The following is a 24,280-nucleotide window of genomic DNA, read 5'->3' as shown; positions in this document are numbered from 1 at the left end:
CATATAATTCATATCACCCCATTCTTAATCCTATTCGTCTGGGCCCATCGGTTAATGACATTCATAGCCTTTGGGCTAACTCTAAAATTGCACTTGGCCTTGGCTTGAATCAGCAGACGATCCTTTGTTACCTCCAGTGTAGCGTGGCTTTCAATTAAGCGGGAATCCTTGCCATAAGAGGAAAGATTGAATATTGAACACTCCCCGCTTAAGCATTTATACGCGTATGATGAAACGCAGTTTTTCATTTTGCGTCCCTCATTAAGGAGATCCTGGGCAGTTAAAAGCTGGGTCACTTTCCATTTACATTCAACGGTTTCAAAGGCAAAATTTGCTATACTGAATCCTTTCCATCTTTTTTCCAGGGTATCCGCAGCAGGACTGTGTTGTTGCCTTAGATTTCCCGCTCGGGCAACCATATTCAGCGCTTCCTGTTCCCGCTGAATTTCTGCATGCCATTCATTTGCAGCCGCAATAATACTGGTCATGGTTCTTCCGCTAAATGAGAACGGCTGAAACTTCTCCCCCCATTTGATTTTTTTGTTGATTTTTGCAAGGACAAAATCACAAATGTCACCCAATTCGCCTTCCTCAACCTGATAACCCGGGCTGCGGGCAAGCAAATCAAGAAAGCCGGTCACTATGGCATGGTTAAAATATTTTTCAAATTTCAGGGTAAATACTTTGGCGATAATCATGCATTGTTTAACCCCCATGTTCCTTGCCTTGCACTTTGCGTAGAAATACAGGCGGACAACAGATAATGGGCCTGAATATGGCAGGGTTTCAGTAAGGAAATAATGGGCTTCAGCTTTGGTAAAGTATTCCTTGTTTTTTTGATGGAATGAATCGCCGCTTGCTATATCGCTTACCCATTGTTTGGAAAGGTTAATTAGGCCATAGTAAGCAGACTTTCTTTCTTTGCCCCGTTCATCCAGAAAATGATCCTTTTGGAGCGTTGTAAACAGCAAAGGAAGGGGAATAGGGTAGGGATAGATATAGGTCTTAAAAAAATCTATGTGTTGGCGGTCTTTGTTAAAAGAATGGGACCTGAATCCCTGGGGCAATGTATCCCGTTTGTCATAGGGGGTCCAGCTTATATAAGAAAAAGCTTCCAGGAGTTTGCAGGCATCAGATTTTTTGTCCGATGGTATATTCTTTTTGCGGTCCTCCGCTAAAATTTGGGCCGCCGCACTATTTTCCGCTTCCTTTTTTTCTTTGCGTTCTAACCTGTATTGTCTTTTTCTTCCTACATGGGCAATGGTTTTTTCGCGCCGTAAAAGCCTTTTTTCCCGCCTGCGGATTTCTTCTGAAGTTTCGGCGCGCTTGATTGATTTGGGTTCTCTCATTTTCTGGCCATCCTGTTTACCTCATATTGGGCCGCCTTTTCAATTATTCGGCGATCATTAAGGCAGTACAACACATCAAGGGGTTTTCCTTTCCATGCCTTGATTATTTGTTTGGCTTCTTTGTTTTTGAGCCAGTCAAAATGCAGGGGCACGCCGTCATAATACTTGTATGCCCTGATATGGTTAAAATCATCCAAAAAATTATCTTCAGCATTATACCGCTCGGAATAGCCATTCAGGATATTCCTGATTTCCGTGGTGTATTCATCCCATATTTTTTTCCTGGGATAGTAAAACCGTGCTGAAGAAGACCAGCATCCATCTCCTGTAGCATGATAGCGGGGGAAAATCGCATCGCCTTTTTCACGAGCCCTCATTTCGTAATAGATACACCGACGCTCTTCTGTACGAATACAGCCCCAATCAGGGCCCCAATATTCGTAAGATTGGTCAGAGGGGAATTTGCGGTAACTTTTAGACATGTCTGCCTCCCGGGATTTAACCCTACGAGAAGACAGTCCACCTTTTTATATGATGCTTTTTCATGGTATTCATAATATAATACTGTATATCCAGAAAAATGTCGCTTATGAAGCGACATTTTTCTGGGGTCATTCCGGGCCATTTTGGACTTGACATTTAAAGAATTTTGGGCATAATAATTTTAAATAAGCCGCAATAGGCTTAATTGAGCCCGGGCGGCTCATAATTACGCGGGAATAGCTCAGTGGTAGAGCGCGACCTTGCCAAGGTCGATGTCGCGGGTCCGACTCCCGTTTCCCGCTGAGTTTTTTTGGTGGTAAAGGCGGGAGGCAGACCGTAAATCCATTCCTATCGACAAACGGACCGAAGGGACGTATGTCGCGGGTCCGACTCCCGTTTCCCGCTTGAAGGCTTTCGTTTGGTGGCACAGGCGGGAGGCGGACCGTAAATCCCTTCTGGATTATCGTATACCCCCTTAATTGACACCCTCCCCTATTTTCGGTAAATTTTACAATAATCGTTTGTTTTAACCACTGCGAGGGTGGTGAAATTGGTAGACACGCCAGACTTAGGATCTGGTGCCATTGGCATGAGGGTTCGAGTCCCTTCCCTCGCACGAAGTAAGAGGGAAGGGACTCGAACCCCTTTCGCAATCTAAAAATCCTCCATACTTGACTCTAATTTGCCGAATATATTAAACTACAGTCCTATACCATGCGGGAATAGCTCAGTGGTAGAGCGCGACCTTGCCAAGGTCGATGTCGCGGGTCCGACTCCCGTTTCCCGCTCGAAGGCTTTTTTTGCGGTACAGGCGGGAGTCGGACCGTAAATCCATTCCTATCGACAGGCTCAATTTCAGAAAAAAATGCCTTTTTTACCAAAAAATGGTATATTTATCATAAGAAGAGGAATAAAGTGGCTATAACCAAGGAAATTACCCGGCTTGAGCATTCCAGTGTAAAATTGACCGTAACGGTCGGCAAGGACGATGTCCGCACCCAGTACGACGAGCTTCTGTCCGGTTACAGCAAGAACCTGCAGATTCCGGGGTTTCGTAAAGGCAAGGCGCCCAGGGAGGTTCTGGAACGGAAAATAGGTTCCGCCATCAAAGAAGAAGCCCTGGGCCGTATCATCGAAAAATCGATTACCGACATTTTTGAAGATGAAAGTTTTCCCAAGGGCGATAAACCCCTCCCCTATTCCACCCCCCAGGTTGGAGAGGAACCGGTCTTTAACCTCGATTCGGACCTGAATTTTTCCGTGACCTACGATGTATTGCCCGCGGTAAAGGTGGAAACCTGGAAGGGCCTTACGGTGGAGGCCCCCGATGCTGGCGTTACCGACGAGGATATAGGCCGGGAACTGGAGACCATCCGGGATCGGAACGCCATAGTCCAGGACAAGGACGACGGCGTTGCAGCCCTGAAGGATGATGTGGTTACCGTGGATTACCAGGAACTTTCCGAAACCGGGGAGCCTCTGGACGCAACCAAGCGGGAAGATTTCGTTTTTACCCTCGGTTCGGGGTATAACCTGTATAAGTTTGACGATGAAGTTATTGGCATGAAGAAAGGGGAAACCAAGGATATCGTAAAAACCTATCCTGAAGACTTTACCGATAAGGACCTGGCGGGGAAAACCATCAAACTTCGCATTACCCTGACGGCCCTGAAAAAGAAGATACTCCCCGCCCTGGACGACGATCTTGCCCAGGATGTGGATGAAAAATTCAAGACCCTGGGTGATCTTAAGGCCAATATTACGGAACGGCTTACCAAGACCCTCGATAAGCGGCTGCGGGATATTACGCTGAACAATCTGCTTGAAAAAATTATGGAAGGGGTTCCGGTGGAGATTCCCGAATCCATGGTCCGTATAGAGCTTGATTCCCGATGGCGGAACCTGGCCCGCCGCTTTAATACCACCCCGGAGGATCTCCTTAAAATCATGGGCGCTTCGGGAAAAACACCGGAGGAAATCACCGCCGAGTGGCGGCCCGATGTGCTTAAGGCCCTCCATAGCCGGCTCATTGTAGAAGCCCTGATAGAAGAGCTTGGCCTTGAGGCAAGCGATGATGATGTGGAGAAGGAATTTGAAAACCTGGCAGCCGAAACCGGCTCACCGGTGGAGGATATAAAAAAATACTACGAACAGGACAATATGCGGGCATATTTGAAAGAAGATATCAAAGAACATAAGCTTTTTGACATCATGCTTGCCGAAAATACTATAAAGAAGGGCAAGAAGGAAAAGTACCTGGATCTTGTAAGTAATAATGGATGATAAAAAATATGAATGAATATATGAATAACCTGGTCCCCGTGGTGGTTGAACAAACCGGTATGGGGGAACGTTCCTACGATATCTATTCCCGGCTTCTCAAAGACCGGATTGTCTTCCTGGACGGGGAAATCAACGATCTTACCGCGGACCTGGTGGTAGCCCAGATGCTCTTTCTGGACGGCCAGGATACAGCTAAGGACATCAACCTGTATATCAATTCCCCGGGCGGTTCCGTAACCGCGGGTTTGGCTATCTACGATACCATGCAGTACCTCAAGGCGGATGTACAAACCATCTGCCTGGGTCAGGCCGCCAGCATGGCCGCCCTGATACTCACCGCAGGCGCCGCAGGGAAGCGTTTCGTATTGCCCTCCGCCCGGGTGCTTATGCACCAGCCCTGGGGAGGCGCCCAGGGACAGGCCCGGGATATCGGCATCCAGGCCCAGGAAATTATCAGGCTTAAAAAACTTACCATAGAATATTTTGCCAAACATACCGGCAAGGATCAGGGGCAGATAGCCCTTGATATGGAACGGGATTTCTACATGCCCGCCCTGGACGCCGTAGCCTACGGCGTTGTGGATCGGGTCTTAACGAGGGAAAAAAATGGCGCGACTTCGTAACGGTTCCGGAGGCTATGAACGGTCTTGCTCTTTTTGCGGAAAGAGCGCCGATATGGCCCGGCGTCTCATTGCCGGTCCTAATGATGTGTTTATTTGCGATGAATGTGTGGAGGTATGCCGGAAGATCCTCACCGATGAAGACCACGAGCTTTCTACCCAGTTCACCGGGGATATCCCTACCCCAAAGGAAATCAAGGCTTATCTGGATCTCTTTGTCATAGGCCAGGAGGCGACCAAGCGCGCTCTTTCCGTGGCGGTCTACAATCATTACAAGCGTATCGCCAACCCCTCCAAAGAGCCGGATGACGTGGAGATAGAAAAGTCCAATGTACTGCTCATCGGCCCCACGGGGACCGGGAAAACCCTGTTAGCCAAAACCCTGGCGAAGAAACTCAAGGTTCCCTTTGCCATCGTGGACGCCACCACCCTTACCGAGGCGGGCTATGTGGGTGAGGATGTGGAGAATATCCTCCTCAAGCTGATCCAGAACGCGGGGGGTAACATTGCCGCCGCCGAACGGGGCATCGTGTACATCGACGAAATCGACAAAATCGCCCGGAAGGGCGAGAATATTTCTATCACCAGGGATGTGTCCGGCGAAGGTGTCCAGCAGGCGCTCCTCAAAATCATCGAAGGGACCATCGCTTCGGTGCCCCCCCAGGGCGGACGGAAGCATCCCAACCAGGAGATGATCCGCATCGATACTACGGACATCCTCTTTATCTGCGGCGGGGCCTTTGTGGGGCTTGATAAGTACATCGAACAGCGGGTGGTTCAGCATCCCATGGGCTTCGGCGCGGATGTTAAGGACCGGACAGACCGGAACCTCAAGGAGCTTTACGACGCCCTCCACCCGGACGACCTTATCCGTTTCGGCATGATCCCCGAGTTTATCGGCCGGCTGCCCATCACCGTGAGCCTCGAAGAGCTTAAGCGGGAAGACCTGCGGCGGATCATCACCGAGCCGCGGAACGCCATTGTTAAACAGTTCCAGGCTTCCATGGCCATCGACGAGGTGAAGCTTGAGTTTACCGAGGGCGCCATTGACGCCATTGCGGATACGGCGATCAAGCAGAAAACCGGCGCCAGGGGTCTGCGGGCCATTGTGGAACGGCTCATGACGGACGTTATGTTCGAACTACCGTCCATGAAGGGGAGCAAACGGGTGGTGATCACCCAGGATGTGGTCGAAAAATCCGAACCCCCGGAAATTCATCCTGTCCAGAAATCCGCATGAGGAATTCATGAAATTCCTTTCAGGGGTGAAAGGAAAAAATACCCTGGAAGATTTTCCCCTGCTCCCCCTGAGGGAGCTGGTTTTATTTCCCCATACGGTTATACCAATTTTTATTACCTACAAGTCCGGGATCACCGCCCTGGAAGACGCCCTGAAACGGGACAGCCGCCTTTTTGCAGCCTGTCTCAAGGAAAGCCCTTCCCCGGCGGTGAAAGCCAAGGAAACGCCGAAGGGAAAAGCAAAGTCCAAGGAGCCGGCCGTCGGGGCGCCTTCAAATTATCCCCTGGGCTTTGATGGGGAAACCTATGCTGCGGGTACGGTAGTAAAGGTGCTGCAGCATATGAAGCTCCCTGACAATACCTTCCGGGTGGTTCTCCAGGGGGAATACCGGGGTATCATTGCCGCAACCCAAAAGAAGGGCAGTTTTTCCACAGTTTCCATAGAGCCAATGGTATCCCCCGAAACCCAGGAAAACAACGATTCCCAGGGCCAGGCCCTGATACGTGCGGTGCAGCGTTCCTTTGCCCAGTATGCGGAATATTCCAAGAAGATCAGCACCGAAACTATTTTGTCCGTGGAAAAGTCTGAAAGCCCGGAACGGATGGGCAACCTTGTCTGTAATGCCCTGGGGATTAAACCGGACAGAAAAGTTGCGCTCCTGCAAATCCAGAATACCGAAGAACGGATGGAGGCAATTCTGGAAGCCCTGGAAACAGAAAATGAGATCTTCGGTATCCAGAAAAATATCAGCGGTAAAGTTAAAAGCCGGATGGAGAAGAGCCAGCGGGAGTACTATCTCTACGAACAGCTTAAGGAGATAAATAAGGAACTGGGGAAGGATGGCCCTGAGGATGAATTTGCCGAACTGGATCGGATCATCCTGGAAAGAAACCCCGGCGAAGAGGTTCTTCTCAAGGCCCGGAAGGAAATAAAGCGGCTGCAGAAGCTCCAACCCTTTTCTCCGGAAGCGGGGGTACTCCGGGGTTACCTGGAATGGATAGGAGATCTCCCCTGGAGTGAATCCACCCCCGATTCGGTGGACCTTAAGGAAGCGGAACGGATACTGAACGAAGATCATTTTAACATGAAAAAAGCCAAAGAACGTATCCTGGAATTTATCGCCGTCCGCCAGCTTGGTTTACAGGGTGAAGATAATACGCGTATCAAGGGACCCATACTCTGTTTTGTGGGCCCCCCGGGAACGGGAAAAACCAGTTTAGGCAAGTCCGTAGCCCGGGCTTTGGGGCGTAACTTTGTCCGGGTATCCCTGGGCGGCGTCCGTGATGAGGCGGAGATCCGGGGCCACCGGAAGACCTATGTGGGCGCCCTGCCGGGGAAGATCATCCAGTCCCTGCGGAAAGCCGCTTCGGTAAATCCGGTCTTCCTGCTGGACGAAATAGATAAACTTTCCAGCGACTTCCGGGGAGACCCCGCATCGGCCCTGCTTGAGGTACTGGACCCGGAGCAGAATTCCACCTTTACGGATCACTACATGGAGCTGCCCTATGATCTTTCCAAGGTGCTCTTCATCGCCACTGCTAATTCCCTCCACACCATCCCCTACCCTTTGCTGGATCGCATGGAGATCATCGAGATCCCGGGGTATGGGGAAATGGAAAAGTTGGCCATAGCCAAACAGTTTCTTGTTCCCAAAGAATTAGCCGAAAATAGTTTTTCTGAGGCGAAGATACAGTTTAAGGACGATGCCCTGCTGGAGATTATCCGGCACTGGACCATGGAGTCCGGGGTACGGAGCCTGGAGCGGGAGATAGCCCGGTGTATACGCCGTATCGCCCGTTATGCCGTGGAGAAGGGTTACGGAGCATCCGGGGGAAAACCCCTGAATACTTTTAAGAGAACCGTGCGCCGAACGGATTTAGAAAAACTGCTTGGCCGGCGGAAATACAAAAACGATGTGGTCTTTAAGGAAGCCCGGGTCGGAGTTTCCTACGGTCTCGCCTGGACCGAAACCGGGGGCGCCATGCTGCCCGTGGAGACCAGCAGTTTTGAGGGAAACGGGGAGCTGATCATCACCGGCAACCTGGGGGATGTGATGAAGGAGAGCGCCCGGATCGCCCTATCCTACCTCCGGAGCATCCAGGATCGCTACGATTTCAAGCTTACCGATATAGGCAAGACCGATTTCCATGTCCATGTTCCCGAGGGGGCCATCCCCAAGGACGGCCCTTCCGCGGGGATCACCCTGGCAGCATCACTGCTCTCCACCATTTGCGGCATTCCCCCCAGGCCCGCGATAGCCATGACCGGGGAACTTACCCTTACGGGCCGCATACTCCCCATCGGAGGACTTAAGGAAAAGCTCCTGGCGGCCATACGCAACGGCATGGAACGGGTCATACTCCCCGCAGATAACAGGGAAGACTGGGACGAGCTGGATAAAGAACTACGGTCATCCCTGGGGGTAGATTTTGTGGAAACCGCAAACGAAGCCTTTGGAATTCTCTTTGACGCGGAAATCCGCATTACGCAAAATCCCGCAGAGTCCTAAGCTATACCCCCACAGTTTCCTTGATTACCCGAAAAGTTTGTTCGGCGCAGCGATCCCAGGAGAATGCCTCTACCCGCTTGAGTCCCTGGTTGCGGCATTCCAGGTAGGTGTCCCGGTTGGTACTCATGGTAACCATACGATCCGCCATATCCTCAGGGCTTGTGGGATCGAAATACAGGGCGGCGTGCTCCGCCACTTCCGGCAGGGCCGCGGACCGCGAGCAGGCCACGGGTACCCCCGAAGCCATAGCCTCCAGCACCCCTAAACCGCCCCCCTCATACAAGGAGGGAACCACCACCATATCGGCGCCGGAATAAAGCTCGGGGAGATTTTTCGCAGGGAAATGGCCGGTAAAGAAGATATCACCCCGGTATTTGCTCAAAGCCCCGGCATTCTTGATAATATCCGCACGATTACTGTCCGAACCGGCCAGGACCAGGCGGTGGGGAAACCGGGTTCGTTCCTTAAAAATATCAAAGGCCTTGATAAGCCGGACATGGTTCTTAACGGGATGATCCAGCCGGGAAACGCAAAGTATATAGGGACGGCGGAAACTGAAGGGCTGGATCAAAATCACGCTTTCCTCGTTTTGGGGCCGGGGATGAAAGACCGATAGATCAATCCCGTTGGGAATAACCTCAACCAAAGACTCCTTGACCCCCATCCGCTCAACCAATTCCTGTTTAACCCATTGGCTTACCGCAATGATCCGGTCCAGATGGCGCAAAGCCCGGGGGAGACCTATGCGGAGTATCATCCCCAAATGTTCCCGGACACCCCGCTTCCCCCAATAGGCCGCCATATCATGAACCACCCCAATGCTTGGGCAGGGGGAACCCTGGGGCAGCTGCTTATGGGCAGCGGGGAAAAAACAGGCATTGTACTTCCGCTGTTCCGCAAATTCCGGGTACTTATGAATATGCCAGATGGTATTGGCGGTATTTCCGTTGAAATGGCATTTTGAAATAAATTCCAGGTCAGGAGCGGTTTCTGTATAGGCATAACGGTCATAATCCCATCCAAAGAGCTCATATAGGTCTCCGGAGGGAGGAATTCGTTTTAATATTTGAGAAAGATATACACCGACCCCGGATGTCCCGCCATCACAGTTAAAGGTGTCGATACCAACCTTCATTATACATACCTCTGTACTATATTCTAACTGAAAATTTATTTTTAAGATATTCCTTTTTCCCCACCATTCCCCTCTTGCGACACAATGTATAGCGTGATATACTATTATATAAAGAATTGTGCGCTATAGGTGTAACGCTATATATAGCCCCATTGAGGTAGGATATGCGCTGTCCCCACTGCGGGAATTTTGACGACAAGGTAATAGAATCCCGAACTCTGGCCAATGGGGATGCCATACGGCGCCGGCGGGAGTGTAACGGCTGCGGCTACCGGTTTACCAGCTATGAACGGACTGAGGACAAGCAGTTCATGGTGATAAAGCGCGACGGCCGCCGGGAACCCTTTGCCCGGGAAAAAATTGAGCGCGGGGTTCAGCGGGCCCTGGAAAAACGGCCGGTGTCCCAGATGAGTATTGAGAACCTCATCAACGAAATAGAGGATGCCACCGCCATCATGGGCAAGGTAAACCACGAGATCGCCGCCGCCGCCATAGGTGATTTAGTCCAGCAAAAGCTGAGCGCCCTGGATAAGGTAGCCTATATCAGGTTTGCCTCGGTTTACCGTCATTTTGAAAATGTAGAAGAATTTGTGCGGGAAATACAAAAATTGGGAGAAGTCCCGCCGCATCCTTGAGGATTATATGGGGGCTGGGTTTCTTACCCGCCGGCGGGGGGACGTCGACGGGTACAGAAAGCCCGGGGATTATGAATCGCGGACAGCATTACCAATTTAAGAGGAATAAAAAACCACAAAGGAGCAGAAGGCAAAAAAGTATTTGAAGGAAAGTATTCTCTTTTTTCCCTTCCTTATTCGCCTTCTGCGACCTTGTGGTTTTTTATTTTTCTTATATTTTTAGGTTCAGAGCTTGGCGATATCCCCCGGTACAAGTTGTAAAATGCCGGAAAGCTCCTCACCGGAAAAGCCCCTGGCCTTAAGTTTCCGGGCGGACTCCAGCTTTTCCTGATACGCCTTTTCCTCCGCTTCTTCTCGGCCTTCTTCCCGGCCGGCAGTCAGGCCCTTTTCATAGGATTCCTTTTCCCGGTGATATTGGTCATACAGGAACTTTTCCCGGGACTCTGCCAGTAACCGTTCCCGCTCATCATCGCTCAGCTCCATCAGCGTGGCTACCGCTTTCTTTATTACCGGGTCTTTTTCCGCTACCATCATGAAATCCTCCTCCGTCTCGCTTGTGAAAAACTGAGACCACGTATATAAATCTGAACCGTCACTCTGTTCCGGCAGCTTGGGCAGTTCCAGGGTGTTTATTTCCAATAAATCGGTAAATTCAGTCCCTGTTTCCCGGTTCAGCAAGGCATATCTATTATAATAATGCTTTTCCTCGGGAATGAGAATATCATTGATGATGATTATGCAGACAACCCGGTTGGCTTGTTTCCAGGCTTCCCCCCGTTTAATCTGTTCCGTGACCATTTTGACGGCATACTCGGTAAGCCGTTTGCGCAGGCCGCCATAGGCGGAAACCTGGATTTCCACGTCAATTACGATACCCGTTTTGGTATGGACTTTTACATCCAAAATACCTGCTTTGTCATCTGCAAACTCCCGTTTGAGATTGGGGTCCACGATGGTTAGGCTGTCGTATTCCGCCTCGGGCAGATTCAGGGCAGCCTTTAAAAACCCGGCAAGAATATCGATATTCCGCTGGTCGCCGAAGATGAGTTTGAACACATAGTCCACCATAATTTTGAGCACTGGTTTTTTCATAAAAACCTCCTGCCCTAAATAGGAGTTGGGCCCTGATTTTGCTTTAGTCTGCGGAAAAATATTTCTTTTTTGGAAACGCCCATGGCGCCGGCCGCCTAAGTGGCTTGAACTCTCCTGCCTCTTAGGGTTCAATAGAACCATGACCGCCGACGAAAAACTAAGGCTTGCCCATCTTCTAGACACAACCGGGGATTATCTCCGGGACGGTTTCCGTCTGCCCAGGGCCGAGTACGGATTCACCGATGACGGGGAACTTCCCCCGGAGGCATCGGCGCCCAATGCTGCGGTTCCCGATGCGGTATCGGTTCCCGGCAGCAGCGACACCCTGGATGGTATTGCCGCCGAAATAGGTGCCTGTACCGGCTGCGCCCTCCAAGGTGAGCGAAAAAACGCCGTTCCCGGCGAGGGGGCGGCTCGTCCCCTGGTGATGATCATAGGCGAAGGTCCCGGGGCGGATGAAGATGCTTCGGGGAGGCCCTTTGTGGGAAAAGCGGGACAGCTTCTGGACAAGATGCTTGCCTCGGTGGGTCTGTCCCGGGAAAAGAACTGCTTTATCGCCAATGTGGTAAAATGCCGGCCCCCGAACAACCGGGACCCCCTGCCGGAAGAAATGGGGCCCTGTTCCCGTTTCCTTGCCAGGCAAATAACCCTGCTTAATCCTAAGATTATCCTCTGTGTGGGCAGGATTTCCGCCCAGGCTTTGTTAAAGACCGGCGCGTCCATGGGGAGCCTTCGAGGAAGCTTTAAACCCTATCAGCTTACGGATGATCTGGTCATTCCCCTGCTGTCCACCTACCACCCCAGCGCCATACTCCGGGATGAATCCTACAAACGTCCCTCCTGGGAAGATCTCAAGCTGCTCCGGCAGCGGCTTATGGAATTAGACTCAAACTACGCCCTGGAAGCAGGGGAAGGCGGCCGGTAGCTTGGCCCCTCCCCTCCCCTATTTTGATCTCGTCTTTGATGTTCCCATCCGGGAAAATCCGGTTTTTACCTACCGTGGGGATCCTAAAGGAGAAGCGGGTGTTGGGAAACGGGTCATGGCCCCCTTTGGCCGCCGGGAGATGACGGGCTATATCATCGGCGTACGGGCGGAGCCGGCGGCGGGACTAAGCGAAGGGGCGATAAAGGCCATACGCCGGGTGGTGGACGCCGAACCGATCTTTGATGAAGCGGACATTGAGCTGGCCAGGTGGATGGCGGGTTACTATCTCTGCGGTTTTGGGGAAGCCCTGGCAGCGATGATCCCTTCCGGGCGGCGGGTCGGCGGCTATTCAAGCTTTCCGGATGATGAGGGGGACATAGCCGCTGAAGCCCTTGCCCTGTCGGATGAACAGGAAAAAGCCCTGGCGGCGATTACCGCGGTCACGGCGCCCGCAGAAAAACTGCGCCCCTTCTACCTTTTCGGTATCACCGGTTCGGGGAAAACCGAGGTGTTCCTCCGTTCGGCGGAGGCGGTAATCCGGGACGGTAAATCGGTGATCTACCTGGTCCCGGAAATCTCCCTGACCCACCAAACCGCCGAGGCTATCGGCAAACGCTTCGGCCCCATAGCGGCCACTATCCATTCCGGCATGAGCCCCGGCAAGCGTCTGACCGAATGGCTCCGGATTCGCTCCGGGGAAGTTCGTATCGTGGTAGGTCCCCGGAGCGCCGTCTTTGCCCCCCTGCGGAACCTGGGGTTAATCATCATCGACGAGGAGCATGACGGTTCCTATAAGTCCGGGAATACCCCCCGCTACCATGCCCGGCAGGTGGCTATGCGCCGGAGCTCCCTTTCAGGCGCCCGGCTGGTGATGGGCTCCGCCACTCCTTCGGTGGAGGCCTGGAAACTCATGTCAAACCAGGGCATAACCCGGCTGGACCTGACACGGCGGCTTTCCGGGGGCAGCCCTCCGGAGATTATCCCCGTAAGCCTGGAACATACCGAAGGCTGCCTGACCGCAGAGCTGAAGGAGGAGATACGGAAAACCGCCCAGCTTGGCCGGCAGAGTATACTCTTTCTTAACCGGCGGGGTTTTGCCTATTTTTACCATTGTAAACAATGCGGCTACGAACTCAGCTGTAAGCACTGCTCCGTGTCCCTAACCTACCACAAGAGCAAGGGCCGGGCGGTTTGTCATTATTGCGGGTACTCCGTAGTTCCCCCTAAGGCCTGTCCCCAGTGCGGTTCCCTGGAAGCGGGGTTTACCGGCTTTGGCACGGAGATGATCGAAGAAGAGGTTGCCCGGACTTTTCCTGAACTGCGTTTACGCCGGGCCGATGCGGATACCACCGGGCGCAAGGGCAGCCTGGCGGAAACCCTGGACATTTTTAAAGCCGGGGGCATCGACATACTCCTGGGAACCCAGATGGTAGCAAAGGGGCTCAATTTCCCCGGGGTACGGCTGGTCGGGGTAGTATTGGCGGATACGGGACTCCATCTCCCGGACTTCCGGGCGGCGGAGCGGACCTTCTCCCTGATCGTTCAGGTTGCCGGGAGGGCGGGCCGCTATTTTCCCGACGGTAAGGTGATTGTCCAAACCCTCAGACCAAAGGACCCGGCCATACTGCGGGCCTGCGCTCTGGATGTGGAGGGCTTCTTTGCGGCGGAACTGGCCCAGCGGGAAATGCTGGGCTTTCCGCCCTATACCCGGCTCATTCGTTTTACGGTACGCGCTAAAGAGGCGCCCAGGGCTGATGGCGCCATCAAACGGCTGGCCGGCATTGCCGCGCCCCTGATTCCCCCGGACGCCGATATCCTGGGCCCCGCAGAGTGCCCCATCGGCATAATAGCGGGAAACCACCGGCGGCAGCTTATACTCCGGGGAAAGGGTATGGGGACCCTCCACGGGGCGGCAAAGGCTATCCTGGACAGCTACGAGAAGGGACGGGACGCCAAGGTCTACCTTGAGGTGGACGTGGACCCCGTAAGTCTCCTCTGAGCTTTATAGGAAATCGATATTTCCCGCTTCGATTTTCATGATCATATTCACCCGCTGCTCGTGCCGCCCGCCCCCTTCAAATTCAGTTTCGAGCCATATCTTTACAAGAAGCTTTGCCAGATCAACCCCAAGCACCCTGGCGCCCAGGGCGAGCATGTTGGTGTTGTTATGCTGTCTGGAGAGCATTGCGGTATAACAGTCGGTGCACACCACGCAGCGGATACCCTTCACCTTATTTGCGGAAAGCGATATACCAACCCCGGTTCCGCAGATGATGATACCCTTATCATATTCCCCGGAGCTAACCGCTTTAGCCGCCAAATAGCCCCACTTGGCATAATCGGTCCGTCCGTTCGTGGCGGGACCCAAATCCTTAAAGGGTAGTTTTAATTCTTCCAAATAGCGCCCAATCTCATTCTTCAAATCAAATCCAGCGTGATCACTTGCAAGGGCTATCATTTCTTACCTCCAAAACATTATTATATAAAAGGTTGACAATTATTACTATATCCATCAATATTAAATCATGACCCAATCTCTGGAAGATTATCTTGAAATGGTTAGTTTCCTCTCCGATGAAGGTGAAGTTCGGGTTACGGATATCGCATCCCGGCTGGGAGTTTCCAAGCCTTCAGTGCTTTCCGCCCTCAAAGCCCTGGAAGAACAGGGGCTTTTAGAACATGAACGATACCGTACCGTTACCCTGACCCAGACGGGGGCCATCCAGGCTACAGAAATTCGGGACCGTCATAACTTCCTCACCAGCTTTCTCCGGGACACCGTTGGGGTAAATGCTGAAACTGCCGAAGAGGACGCCTGCAAGATGGAGCATATCCTTTCCGACGAGACCCTCAAAAAATTAAAAATTCTTGCCCGTGCTAAGAGAAAAGTCTAAACAATCTTGTTCCTGAATGATCAATTTGAAAGCTACTACAACACTATTTACGGAAAACGTTGGGCCGGTTTACGGGAAAGTCTTATAAAAGAAAGCGAGCCCATCCCTTACAGTGACGGCCTTGTTACACCCTATATGCTGGATCATGCTTCCGTTTTGGCTGCCCTTTCCCTGCGTATTCCCGGCGAGGGCCCCATCCTGGATGCCTGCGCCGCCCCGGGCGGAAAGAGCCTGGTTATTGCTTCGATTATGTGTCCTCAGTCTACACTCCTCTCAAACGAGCTGTCCGGCGAAAGAAGGCGGCGGCTGGTAAAGGTCCTGGACGAACACCTGCCGCCGGAAAAGCGGGAACGGGTTACCGTCTCCGGTTTTGACGCTGCGGCTGCGGGGGGTAAGAAAAGTGAACATAAGCGTTTTGCAGCAATACTACTGGATGCTCCCTGTTCCAGTGAACGTCATGTTATCAATAATGAAAAAGCTCTGGCGGAATGGACACCGGCCCGCCCCCGTTTTCTTGCCAAGCGGCAATGGGCACTGCTTTCCTCAGCATTTCTGTTATTACAACCCGGCGCTTCCCTGGTCTACGCAACGTGCGCCATTTCGCCGGAAGAAAACGACGGCGTAACTTCCCGGCTTGTTGACAAATACCGGGACACAGTAATATTGGACCCTCCGGATTTTAGCGAAGGCGGGGAAACACAGTATGGCAGAATTATTTTACCGGATCTCTGCGGCGGTATGGGGCCAATGTACGTGGCGAGGTTTAAGAAGGCGTTCCTCACTCCCTGAAATATTCTACCTTCCACAAAAACAACCCATTCGGTGGAACCGTAGGCCCCGCGAGGCTTCGGTCTCCGGTTTCGATGATCCGCTTCAATTCCTCCGGCGATTTCCCTTTCTCCTCATAGTGCAGCAGTGTTCCTACAACCGATCGGACCATCTTCCACAAAAAAGCATTGGCCTGGATTTCAAAGATCAGGGTATCCCCCTGATATAAAAAACCGGCGTGGGAAAAATAACGGTTTCGGGACCGGCTGGGGTCCTTGGGCCATGCAAAGAGCGAACAGTTTATCTCACCGTGAAAGAGCCGGGCGTAGGCGTTCAGAAGATCCGAATCCGGACGCCGCCAGAGCTGAAGATTGTAGCGCAGTTCATGGGGCAGAGCGGGACGGCCGCAAATAAGGTGGTACCGGTAAATGCGGGAGCGGGCGTCAAAGCGGGCGTGGAAATCCGGCAGGGTAACACCGGCTTTAAGGATACGGATATCCCGGGGGAGCAGGCTGTTCAAGGCTTGGACAAAACGTTCCGCAGGAATACTGCTGATAGGGGTAGTAAAATTAGCGACCTGCCCTGCGGCGTGAACCCCCGCGTCGGTTCTTCCCGAACCGGTAAGGACAACAGGATGCTTGTGGATACGCTCCAGAGCTGCTTCAAGGGTTCCCTGGACAGTCCTGTTGCAGCCTTGGCGCTGCCAGCCGGAAAAATCCGTTCCGTCATAGGCGATGAGCAGCTTAATATTACGAAGGGTATCAGGCATCGATTTGGGTTAGTTCTTTATTAATACTCTCGTAGAGGGACCGGGCGCTTTCCAGGAGTGAACCGGGTTTGGACTTGGAAGACTTGCCCATGCCGAAAATCTTTGCCACCGTACGCTTGGCGTCTTCCAGGGATGCGATACGCTGGGCGGCATCTGCCATGGGGCCGTACTTTGACTTCAACAGGGCACAGAGATAGAGGGCGCCCTCATAGGAATAGTTTTTGTCCGTATCGGGACCAAAGGCTTTAAGGCTCGACAGACTTTCTATTCCCGATTGTTCCCGCCGTATGGCATCATTGTAAAGAAATTCCGCCTTCTTCTTAAAAAGCGTAGCCACCCAGTCGTAATGCTGTCCGGGGTATTTTTGATTGATCTCATCCAGAAGCCACCCCGTCCGCAGGGCTGCTATACCCTGTTTGATGGTGGGTGAAAATTCCTTAGGAAAAAAGTCGTAACACCGGAGTACTAAGTACAGGGAAGCGGCGCCGGAAATAAGCCCACGGTTTTCATAGAAATCCACATTGGGGAAAATTTGCAGGGTGTCCTTTTTTCGTTTTTCCTGATCCGCCAGTACCTTCTGGCGGTTCGGCTTTGGGAGGGTCATAAAATCATTATCCATGGAAGCAAACAAACATTCAGGACAAACCGTAGCCTGATATGCCAGGGGGTAAATATCCCCGTACCGTATGGATGGTTCGTAGAGGCGGTGAAGTTCATCCGTAAGATCCCCGGCAATAAGCCGTCCACTGCCTGAGAGAAGCTCTTCCCGGTGGAAATCCGTACCGCAGACAGGACAGATATAGGATTCCTTGGATTGAAAGGATATTTTTACTTCCCGTTCTTCATTCTTCATGAATTTTTCCCGTCCTAATCTTTTTCCAATACCACCATGGCAATGGCATTTTCCCGCTCATGGGTTAGGGATATGTGTATTTTCGTAGCGCCGCTCCGCTCCAGAGCAGAAGAGGCGGTTCCAAAAACTTCTATCTCCGGCATACCGTTATGGCGGTTCACCACCAGTATATCCCGGAGAACTATCCCCGCAAGACCGGTACCCAGGGCTTTCCCAAAAGCTTCCTTTGCGGCAAACCGGGCCGCCAAAGAAAGGAACGCACCGTTTCCCTTGGACAAGGATGCCGAAAGCTCCTGGGGATGAAAATACCGTTCCAGTAAGCCCGGTATTGTACGCCACCGTTCAAGGCGGCGCACATACACCACATCAACCCCGATACCTATAATCAATAGGAGACCTCCGCTTGAGTATCATGATCCCCCGTTTCCGATACTGTGCTGCTGCCGTCGGCGAATTTGGATCAGCACATTTTCAGGGTCCTGCCGCATCAGAGTAAACATGGCGGGAAACAGCGCCGAAACCGGCAGCAGGTATTCACCTATAGAATCAATTGAAGAGCACTCCACATAGAGGCTGACATCCTGGGGTTTTATTTTGTTGAACGTAGTCTGCCCTCCCTCAATGCGGATGGAACCTGCCGATATTTCCAGCTCACCGGCAAATTGTTCATCAAGATTATTTATCCTGATGGGAATATTTTCAAAATTTTGAATCCGCAGCTGTTCCCGGATAACGCCATGGAATTCGATAAGCCCATTTCCCCGGATACTCAGAAGGGGCTGCTGATTTAAAATCCGCACGGTGGTGGAGAAATCAACAGACCTGCCGGTAAGTTCAATAGAATTAGTGAACAGATCAGAAACATCCGTTAACAATCCCTTGGGCCCCTCAATAACCACATGGGCCGGGTCCAGGGTATACTCTCCCAACTCATAACCCGGTTCAAGGGCGCCGCTGAAATTAGCTTTTATGGAGATCGTTTTACTAAGCCGTTCATCCAGGGAAAGTATCACCTCCAGGGGATCCACCGATATCTCCAGGGCTTCGGCACGCAGGGCGGTCCCCTTTTTGCGGATCTGCACCGGCGCCCGGTAGGTTCCCGGCTCGGTATATTTGTTAAGATCGATATAGGCCTGGATATCATCTTCCAGGATGGGATAGATGGTATTAGCATCCCCCCGGAGGGTAATTCCTATCAACCCCGGATAGGGGCCGGCGGGAGTCAGACTGGTATCTGTTTCTACACTGAGGGGAACTGAAAAAAAACGTTCTTCCTGGAGGCTCATACGGTGAAAGACAAAAAGCATGATGGCCAGGGCAATGGAAATGACCTTAGCCGGCCAGTTTTCCGCAATCTTGGCAAGCATGGGACCAATGGTCAGCTTTCTATCGTTCAACGAAAACATCCTTTCCGTCATCAAGGGTTGAATCCATGGCAACCTCCACGGAACCTGCTTTTGGCTCCGAATCTCCGCTCCGCACCCCGCGGTCAAGGAGTTCCTTAAGTTTACGCTGAACCTCTATGGGGGACAAATCGTAGTACAGCTTACCGTCCACCGCCAGAGAAATAGCCCCGGTTTCTTCCGAAACCACCAGGATCACCGCATCGGACTGTTCCGACATGCCCAGCGAAGCCCGGTGCCTGGTACCAAAGCTTTTCCGGATATCCTGCTGCTCCGAAAGGGGCAGGAAACATCCCGCGGCGGTGATACGGCCGTTCTGGATGATCATGGCTCCGTCATGAAGGGGGCCGTCAAATTCAAAGATCGCCACAATAAGGCTGGAGCTGATCTCGCCGTTTATCCGTGTACCGGTTTCGGTAATACTTTTGATATTAATCCGCCGGGGAAAAACCACCAGAGCCCCCCGGCGTTCCTGGGACAGGATCTCAGCGGCGGTTATAACCGCTTCAAGCTGACCTATCCGGGGCTTGCTATCCGGCCGGAACAGTTCCCCCTGGCCCAGGCGTATAAATATTTTCCTGAGTTCCGGCTGAAAAACGATGGCTATGGCGATAAAAAGCCCGGGCGCCAGGATGGTAAGAAGCCATTGGAGGGTAGTTAGCTTGAAAAGATAGGCTATGCCATAAAACAGGGCAAGGAAACCAGCGCCTTTAACCAGCTGAACCGCCTGGGTCTTCACCAGAAGGTCATAAGCCTTGTAAAGGAGGAACGCCAAAATGGCTATATCCACCACCGGGCGGATTATGTCATAAATTGATGTTAAGCGTTGAAACCATTCCATTATTTTGCCGCTTTATAACAAACAAAGCCGCGGAAAACACCCCGCGGCCTAAAATAAGGGCTCATTTGTTCTTGTGTCGATTCTTTCTGAGCTTCTTCTTCCGCTTATGAGTTGCAATTTTTCGCAGTTTGCGCTTTCTTCCGCAGGGCACTTCGGCGACTCCTTTCCTTAAGATTGCTTTAAATAGTATGGACTATAATAAAAAAAAGGTCAATAGGATTATCTCCTAATTCGGGGGTATTTGAAGAAAAACGAACCGCAAAGGATCAGAAGGCGAAAAAGGAAAGAAAATTTAAGGTTTGTATTAAAACCTTCTTCGCCTTCTGATCCTTTGTGGTTAAAATTCTTTATTTCCGTCCCACCGCAATAAGCGTTTCCGCCCGGTGATCGTAGGGGGCTTCTTCCCAGCTGCCGTAGAGTTCTACCGCCCTAAACCCCGCGTCAAAGAGAAGCCGCCGCAATTCAGCTGCGGAGTAAAGGCGCTGGATAAAGGTCTTTTCGATCCGTTCCCCATTTTTGACGAGTATCCACCGGTTTTTAAGACCCGTCCAGGAATCCACCGGGGCGTATTCCGTAAGGACCGTGTACCCTGCCCTTTCAAACCACTCGGTTTCAACAAAGTCCCGGACGGCGATCTCCTTGCCGAGGGTTTCGATAATAAAGCTGCCGCCGGGCTTGAGGGATTCATAGGCATTTTTCGCAAAGAGCAGGTCGTCCTTTGGGTCATCGAAGTAGCCAAAGGAAATATAGAGATTTAGCGCCAGATCATAGGCATTGGGCCGCTTAAAGACACGAACATCCTGTTGGATAAATTCGATATCCAGTTTTTCGTAGGCCGCATCTTCCCTGCCGGTGTTAAGGTATGTTTCTGTAATATCAACGCCGGTAACGGAAAAGCCCCGCCGGGCCAGTTCCAGGGCTATCCTGCCGAACCCGCAGCAGAGATCCAGGACCCGGGGGCCCTGTTCACCATTACTGTGCGCGGGAAACTTCGTTGCAAGTTGCGCTGCGATGCCGGTAGTATCCCTGTGGTACAAATCCAGACGCGCTATCCGGGTAACGCCGTCCGCTACCAGCGGTACTTCGTCCCAGCGCTTGCGGTCAAACATGATGGGGCCGTAGTTTTCCCAGAAATGGGTATCCTCAAACCATTCGGGCATTCTTTACTGGACCTCGATTTTTTTTACTTCCTTTGAGGAAAGCCGTATACCCCCGGCCTTGAGTCCCCGCACGGCGTAATTATGGGCCTTAAAGTTTTCCGTAAGCACCTTGAGCCGCGGTTTGGGAGTATAGTTGAGGGTGAAGGTAAATTTTTGACGCGTATCTATATGCAGTACCACTGCGCCCTCCGGTACCAGGGAGTAATCCTTGTTCATGATCCACCCTTCGATGACACAGCGTTTTATAAAGGGATGGCCGCTTCCGGCTTCCTTATAAATAACGGTGAACACCGTTGCGGCGAGCAGTTCCTTTTCCGCTACGCTGATCCACCAGGCTTTAGGCCCTATAAAGGTCTTTTCCGGAAGATCCGTAACGGACCATGCGCCGTTATTTTTGAGGGTGAGGATGCGGTCAAAGGGTGATACCTCCGCCGCAATTTCTCCCGAAACGGCGGTTCCAAGATAGCCAGTCTCCCGGTCGTATTTAAGCTCCAGGTCCTTCTTAACCACTTCCTTAACATCGACCTTGTTAAATTGAATAAGCTCAGTTTTACGGGCGCCCCTGCCAAGCTCCTCGTTAGCCCTTATCTTAGCGATGATGCCGTCAAGAAAACTGAGTGCGTAGGCGGTAATGTTTTTAAGATGCCCGTTGATTTCCTTGATCCGGGCCTGTATCTCCGCCATCTCCGCCCGGGCCTTGTTGATATCGTAGAGGGATATGCGGCGTATGGGGATGCGCAGCAGGTGTTCCACATCCTCGGCACTGACCCCCCGGGACCCTATTTCCTTAAGGAAGGGTTTAAACCCATCGACCACCGCCTTCTGTACCCCCTCGGCGGTCTTCATCTTTTCTATGCCCTTGTAGATACGCTCTTCGATGAAGATCCGCTCCAGGGTACGCAGGTGGAGCTTATCCTGGAGTTCCTTTTTTTCCAGCTCCAGTTCCTGGGTGAGTACCCTTACTAACTGTTTGGCGTGGTGCTTTATCACCTCGGTGACGGTCATCACCACAGGATAATTATCCTTGATCACCAGGAGATTTACCGAGATAGATTGTTCACATTCGGTAAAGGCAAAGAGGGCGTTCACCGTTTCTTCCGAGTAGATCCCCCGGGCCAGCTTAACCTCTATCTCCACTTCCCCGGTGGTAAAATCGTTGATGGATTGAATTTTTATCCGGCCCGCTTTCGCGGCGGTCTCCACACTGTTAATTAAACTTTCTGTGGTGGAGCCAAAGGGCAGTTCCCGTATGACGATCCGCTTGGGGTCTGAGGTATCCAGCTTGGCCCGGACCAGGACCTTGCCGTTCCCGTCCCGGTATTCCGACACATCCACCATGCCCCCGGAAGGAAAGTCCGGAAAAACCTGGAACTTCTTCCCGGAAAGGCAGGCCTTTTCCGCTTCCAGCACCTCAAGGATATTGTGGGACAGGATTTTGGTGGACATACCCACGGCAATCCCCTCGGCGCCCATGACCAGGATCACGGGAATCTTAGCGGGGAAGAGTACGGGCTCCTTTTTCCGGCCATCGTAGGAGTCTACCATGGGGGTCAGTTTGGGGTTGTAGAAGATATCCTTTGCCATGGGGGTACTGCGGCACTCGATGTACCGTGGCGCCGAGGCGTCATCCCCGGTGAGGATATTCCCAAAGTTCCCCTGCCGGTCGATGAAAAAGTCCTTGTTGGCCAATACCACCAGGGCGGACCCTATGGAAGCGTCCCCGTGGGGGTGGTACTGCATGCAGTGGCCCACCACATTGGCCACCTTGTGGTACTTCCCGTCGTCCATCTCGAAAAGCGAGTGGAGTATGCGCCGCTGGACCGGTTTAAGGCCATCTTCAAGGTCCGGAATAGCCCGGTCCTTGATAACATAGGAGGCGTATTCGAGAAAATTCCGGTCGAATAAGTTTTTTACGTATGCCATAATTTTATAGAGTCAATATAGCATAAAGAGAGTTTTATGGTAATACCCCGGGTAAATATCACTACAAAACAAATGTAATATCATGAATTTAAGGATTTTTAACCGCAAAGGAAGACCGCTTCCCCCTCCAGGCTGCGCCGGAGATGGCGCCTATTCCGGGGGGCCTTTTTCCCAGGGGTCGGTCTTTTCGTATTGGGCGGCCTTTTCAAGAAAATCATCCATGGTAAATTTTGCAAAATATTCCCGCTGCCATTCTGTGTAGTCAAAAGGTTCCCGTAACAGATTGGATATAAATATTTCCGTCTCCAGGACGCCAATATTCTTTAATAGACAGTCCATACCCTCTTTCATAATTACCTGGGTATTACACATGATGTTTTTCCCCCAAAGATTTGTGGGTTCTTCGGAACGATTGGAAACATAGTATCCGTTAAAAATCTGCCGAGGTCCCGGCTATTATTGAGACGGTCTTCACATCCAACGCTGTTAGTACCAGCCTTTGTGTTGATCCTGAGCCGCTGATTCTACCGGTAATAATAATTGTTGCTCCAAGTAAGTTTCCTATGGATACCGCAGAGTTACTATCAACATCATCGTTTAATTGGAAACCTATTTCATTCCTTACCTGATCCACATTCGCTCTATCAACAACGCGAAATTTTCTCGATTGTACCAATTTACTCATAAGTTCGTTTATTATAAATTCAGATGCACTTCTGTCACCGGAATATAAATTCAACACTACTATACGGGCATTGTTCGGAAGGCTGTTGATTAATATATTTGATGCGTTATTTAACACTCCCTCTACTTTTCGCAGGTTTATTTGCGTGGGCGCCGGTGTCGGAGCAGGCGTTGGCCGGGGCGCCGGTGTTGGCGCAGGACGAGGGGCCGGTGTCGGTGTGGGGGCCGGCACCGGCGTTACCACCGCCGGGGCGCGGCCCAAGTAGGCGGTACGGAAGTATTGGGAGTAGATGGCGGGGATCTGGGCGTTATTGCTGGCGGTCTGGACGCTTTCGCAGACCCGGTCAAAGAGTTCCCGCACCGAAAGGCCCGGGGTCTTGAGGTGGTTCAACAGATGGCTGGTAAAAAGGCCGTTCCGGCCCGTACCGTCTGCGGCGGTCCTGCCCGCACTGGTGGCGTAGACGATGATGCTCCCCGGCGGCTGGTACCCCACTACGGAGAGGCCCCGGCCGCCGCCCCGGGCCCAACTGAAGGGGTTGTCCCGGCAGGCGTCCAGGATGACCACGTTCAGGGAATTGCCCGCCTGCTGGATTTCGTCCAGGGCAGCCTGGACCGGCAGGGCTTTGGACTTGAGGAAGGCTTCGCTGGGGATGACCGCATCCACGGGGATGAGGTAGTTTTCACCCCCGGACTGCACCCCGTGGCCGGCGTAGA

At 52.1% G+C, this 24,280-nt stretch carries 23 protein-coding genes and 3 tRNA genes; 12 read left to right on the top strand and 14 right to left on the bottom strand.

The genetic code is table 11. From position 1 onward, the window contains the following. Positions 1-8: 8 nt before the first annotated feature. Both LQZ19_RS14160 and LQZ19_RS14155 read right to left on the bottom strand, forming a co-directional pair. The gene (locus tag LQZ19_RS14160; protein ID WP_411048327.1) at positions 9-1,349 is read right to left on the bottom strand and encodes a PcfJ domain-containing protein; all 1,341 of its coding nucleotides are present in this window, start codon (positions 1,347-1,349) and stop codon (positions 9-11) included. Continuing rightward, positions 1,346-1,726 (bottom strand): hypothetical protein, encoded by a 381-nt coding sequence (locus LQZ19_RS14155; protein WP_411048326.1) that lies wholly within the window; start codon positions 1,724-1,726, stop codon positions 1,346-1,348. Before LQZ19_RS14155 ends, LQZ19_RS14160 begins: the two co-directional genes overlap by 4 nt. A 336-nt stretch (positions 1,727-2,062) precedes the next feature. Here LQZ19_RS14155 and LQZ19_RS14150 point away from each other — a divergent pair. The 7 genes from LQZ19_RS14150 (at position 2,063) to lon (ending at position 8,484) form a co-directional block, all read left to right on the top strand. Further along, a tRNA-Gly gene (locus LQZ19_RS14150) sits at positions 2,063-2,134 on the top strand. A gap of 233 nt (positions 2,135-2,367) precedes the next feature. Beyond that, positions 2,368-2,448, top strand: a tRNA-Leu gene (locus tag LQZ19_RS14145). A gap of 100 nt (positions 2,449-2,548) precedes the next feature. Then, positions 2,549-2,620: transfer RNA gene (locus tag LQZ19_RS14140), tRNA-Gly, on the top strand. 127 nt (positions 2,621-2,747) lie between these two features. Then, positions 2,748-4,115, top strand: coding sequence for a trigger factor (gene tig, locus LQZ19_RS14135; RefSeq protein WP_411048325.1), 1,368 nt, complete (start codon positions 2,748-2,750; stop codon positions 4,113-4,115). 8 nt (positions 4,116-4,123) lie between these two features. Next, positions 4,124-4,738 (top strand): ATP-dependent Clp protease proteolytic subunit, encoded by a 615-nt coding sequence (locus LQZ19_RS14130; protein ID WP_010258679.1) that lies wholly within the window; start codon positions 4,124-4,126, stop codon positions 4,736-4,738. After that, positions 4,722-5,975 carry an ATP-dependent Clp protease ATP-binding subunit ClpX gene (gene clpX, locus LQZ19_RS14125; protein ID WP_411048324.1) on the top strand — a complete coding sequence of 418 codons (1,254 nt, stop codon included), beginning with the start codon at positions 4,722-4,724 and terminating at the stop codon, positions 5,973-5,975. Before LQZ19_RS14130 ends, clpX begins: the two co-directional genes overlap by 17 nt. A gap of 7 nt (positions 5,976-5,982) precedes the next feature. After that, complete coding sequence (lon, locus tag LQZ19_RS14120; protein ID WP_411048323.1) at positions 5,983-8,484, top strand: endopeptidase La; 2,502 nt, start codon at positions 5,983-5,985, stop codon at positions 8,482-8,484. A gap of 1 nt (position 8,485) precedes the next feature. Here lon and LQZ19_RS14115 read toward each other — a convergent pair whose 3' ends face one another. Further along, positions 8,486-9,619 carry a glycosyltransferase family 4 protein gene (locus LQZ19_RS14115; RefSeq protein WP_411048322.1) on the bottom strand — a complete coding sequence of 378 codons (1,134 nt, stop codon included), beginning with the start codon at positions 9,617-9,619 and terminating at the stop codon, positions 8,486-8,488. Between the two features lie 164 nt (positions 9,620-9,783). Here LQZ19_RS14115 and nrdR point away from each other — a divergent pair, with 164 nt between their 5' ends. Beyond that, positions 9,784-10,254, top strand: a complete 471-nt coding sequence (nrdR, locus tag LQZ19_RS14110; RefSeq protein ID WP_411048321.1) for a transcriptional regulator NrdR — start codon at positions 9,784-9,786, stop codon at positions 10,252-10,254. A 225-nt stretch (positions 10,255-10,479) separates the two neighbouring features. On the opposite strand, the gene LQZ19_RS14105 is transcribed toward nrdR, so the two are convergent. After that, a complete protein-coding gene (locus tag LQZ19_RS14105; RefSeq protein WP_411048320.1) occupies positions 10,480-11,346 on the bottom strand; it encodes an Rpn family recombination-promoting nuclease/putative transposase in 867 nt (288 codons plus the stop codon). Between the two features lie 139 nt (positions 11,347-11,485). On the opposite strand from LQZ19_RS14105, the gene LQZ19_RS14100 reads away from it, so the two are divergent. Both LQZ19_RS14100 and priA read left to right on the top strand, forming a co-directional pair. Continuing rightward, on the top strand, positions 11,486-12,271 hold the full coding sequence (locus LQZ19_RS14100) for a uracil-DNA glycosylase (protein ID WP_411048319.1): 786 nt from the start codon (positions 11,486-11,488) through the stop codon (positions 12,269-12,271). A gap of 1 nt (position 12,272) precedes the next feature. Next, positions 12,273-14,270, top strand: coding sequence for a replication restart helicase PriA (gene priA, locus LQZ19_RS14095; RefSeq protein WP_411048318.1), 1,998 nt, complete (start codon positions 12,273-12,275; stop codon positions 14,268-14,270). Between the two features lie 3 nt (positions 14,271-14,273). On the opposite strand, the gene rpiB is transcribed toward priA, so the two are convergent. Further along, positions 14,274-14,729 (bottom strand): ribose 5-phosphate isomerase B, encoded by a 456-nt coding sequence (gene rpiB, locus LQZ19_RS14090; RefSeq protein ID WP_411048317.1) that lies wholly within the window; start codon positions 14,727-14,729, stop codon positions 14,274-14,276. 67 nt (positions 14,730-14,796) lie between these two features. Between rpiB and LQZ19_RS14085 the strand changes: the two genes are divergently transcribed. Both LQZ19_RS14085 and LQZ19_RS14080 read left to right on the top strand, forming a co-directional pair. Then, complete coding sequence (locus LQZ19_RS14085; RefSeq protein ID WP_411048316.1) at positions 14,797-15,165, top strand: metal-dependent transcriptional regulator; 369 nt, start codon at positions 14,797-14,799, stop codon at positions 15,163-15,165. A gap of 6 nt (positions 15,166-15,171) precedes the next feature. Continuing rightward, positions 15,172-15,954, top strand: a complete 783-nt coding sequence (locus tag LQZ19_RS14080; protein ID WP_411048315.1) for an RsmB/NOP family class I SAM-dependent RNA methyltransferase — start codon at positions 15,172-15,174, stop codon at positions 15,952-15,954. Here the strand turns inward: LQZ19_RS14080 and truA are convergent. The 9 genes from truA to LQZ19_RS14035 form a co-directional block, all read right to left on the bottom strand. Further along, positions 15,944-16,702 carry a tRNA pseudouridine(38-40) synthase TruA gene (truA, locus tag LQZ19_RS14075; RefSeq protein ID WP_411048314.1) on the bottom strand — a complete coding sequence of 253 codons (759 nt, stop codon included), beginning with the start codon at positions 16,700-16,702 and terminating at the stop codon, positions 15,944-15,946. The two genes, LQZ19_RS14080 and truA, sit on opposite strands and share 11 nt — an antisense overlap. Continuing rightward, complete coding sequence (locus LQZ19_RS14070) at positions 16,695-17,555, bottom strand: DUF2225 domain-containing protein (protein WP_411048313.1); 861 nt, start codon at positions 17,553-17,555, stop codon at positions 16,695-16,697. Before LQZ19_RS14070 ends, truA begins: the two co-directional genes overlap by 8 nt. Positions 17,556-17,569: 14 nt before the next feature. Continuing rightward, complete coding sequence (locus LQZ19_RS14065) at positions 17,570-17,944, bottom strand: holo-ACP synthase (RefSeq protein ID WP_411048312.1); 375 nt, start codon at positions 17,942-17,944, stop codon at positions 17,570-17,572. Positions 17,945-17,965: 21 nt separating this feature from the next. Further along, the gene (locus LQZ19_RS14060) at positions 17,966-18,961 is read right to left on the bottom strand and encodes a CdaR family protein (RefSeq protein WP_411048455.1); all 996 of its coding nucleotides are present in this window, start codon (positions 18,959-18,961) and stop codon (positions 17,966-17,968) included. Beyond that, complete coding sequence (cdaA, locus tag LQZ19_RS14055) at positions 18,942-19,799, bottom strand: diadenylate cyclase CdaA (RefSeq protein ID WP_411048311.1); 858 nt, start codon at positions 19,797-19,799, stop codon at positions 18,942-18,944. Before cdaA ends, LQZ19_RS14060 begins: the two co-directional genes overlap by 20 nt. Before the next feature lie 347 nt (positions 19,800-20,146). Next, complete coding sequence (locus LQZ19_RS14050; protein ID WP_411048310.1) at positions 20,147-20,959, bottom strand: class I SAM-dependent methyltransferase; 813 nt, start codon at positions 20,957-20,959, stop codon at positions 20,147-20,149. A 3-nt stretch (positions 20,960-20,962) separates the two neighbouring features. After that, positions 20,963-22,882 (bottom strand): DNA topoisomerase IV subunit A, encoded by a 1,920-nt coding sequence (locus tag LQZ19_RS14045; protein WP_411048309.1) that lies wholly within the window; start codon positions 22,880-22,882, stop codon positions 20,963-20,965. A gap of 150 nt (positions 22,883-23,032) precedes the next feature. Then, a complete protein-coding gene (locus LQZ19_RS14040) occupies positions 23,033-23,221 on the bottom strand; it encodes a hypothetical protein (protein WP_411048308.1) in 189 nt (62 codons plus the stop codon). A 91-nt stretch (positions 23,222-23,312) separates the two neighbouring features. After that, on the bottom strand, positions 23,313-24,280 hold a 968-nt coding region (locus LQZ19_RS14035), incomplete at its 5' end, for a caspase family protein (RefSeq protein WP_411048307.1).

This window comes from Treponema primitia (assembly GCF_046533075.1).
In the GTDB taxonomy this organism is placed as follows: domain Bacteria; phylum Spirochaetota; class Spirochaetia; order Treponematales; family Breznakiellaceae; genus Termitinema; species Termitinema primitia_B.
This window is presented reverse-complemented; position numbering and strand designations above follow the sequence as displayed.

Bases quoted from the DNA above. Each gene is read 5' to 3' on its own strand.
- LQZ19_RS14160 (WP_411048327.1), bottom strand. From the start codon at position 1,349: ATGAGAGAACCCAAATCAATCAAGCGCGCCGAAACTTCAGAAGAAATC.
- LQZ19_RS14155 (WP_411048326.1), bottom strand. From the start codon at position 1,726: ATGAGGGCTCGTGAAAAAGGCGATGCGATTTTCCCCCGCTATCATGCT.
- LQZ19_RS14130 (WP_010258679.1), top strand. From the start codon at position 4,124: ATGAATGAATATATGAATAACCTGGTCCCCGTGGTGGTTGAACAAACC.
- clpX (WP_411048324.1), top strand. From the start codon at position 4,722: ATGGCGCGACTTCGTAACGGTTCCGGAGGCTATGAACGGTCTTGCTCT.
- lon (WP_411048323.1), top strand. From the start codon at position 5,983: ATGAAATTCCTTTCAGGGGTGAAAGGAAAAAATACCCTGGAAGATTTT.
- LQZ19_RS14115 (WP_411048322.1), bottom strand. From the start codon at position 9,619: ATGAAGGTTGGTATCGACACCTTTAACTGTGATGGCGGGACATCCGGG.
- nrdR (WP_411048321.1), top strand. From the start codon at position 9,784: ATGCGCTGTCCCCACTGCGGGAATTTTGACGACAAGGTAATAGAATCC.
- LQZ19_RS14105 (WP_411048320.1), bottom strand. From the start codon at position 11,346: ATGAAAAAACCAGTGCTCAAAATTATGGTGGACTATGTGTTCAAACTC.
- LQZ19_RS14100 (WP_411048319.1), top strand. From the start codon at position 11,486: ATGACCGCCGACGAAAAACTAAGGCTTGCCCATCTTCTAGACACAACC.
- rpiB (WP_411048317.1), bottom strand. From the start codon at position 14,729: ATGATAGCCCTTGCAAGTGATCACGCTGGATTTGATTTGAAGAATGAG.
- LQZ19_RS14085 (WP_411048316.1), top strand. From the start codon at position 14,797: ATGACCCAATCTCTGGAAGATTATCTTGAAATGGTTAGTTTCCTCTCC.
- truA (WP_411048314.1), bottom strand. From the start codon at position 16,702: ATGCCTGATACCCTTCGTAATATTAAGCTGCTCATCGCCTATGACGGA.
- LQZ19_RS14070 (WP_411048313.1), bottom strand. From the start codon at position 17,555: ATGAAGAATGAAGAACGGGAAGTAAAAATATCCTTTCAATCCAAGGAA.
- LQZ19_RS14060 (WP_411048455.1), bottom strand. From the start codon at position 18,961: ATGTTTTCGTTGAACGATAGAAAGCTGACCATTGGTCCCATGCTTGCC.
- cdaA (WP_411048311.1), bottom strand. From the start codon at position 19,799: ATGGAATGGTTTCAACGCTTAACATCAATTTATGACATAATCCGCCCG.
- LQZ19_RS14050 (WP_411048310.1), bottom strand. From the start codon at position 20,959: ATGCCCGAATGGTTTGAGGATACCCATTTCTGGGAAAACTACGGCCCC.
- LQZ19_RS14045 (WP_411048309.1), bottom strand. From the start codon at position 22,882: ATGGCATACGTAAAAAACTTATTCGACCGGAATTTTCTCGAATACGCC.
- LQZ19_RS14040 (WP_411048308.1), bottom strand. From the start codon at position 23,221: ATGGACTGTCTATTAAAGAATATTGGCGTCCTGGAGACGGAAATATTT.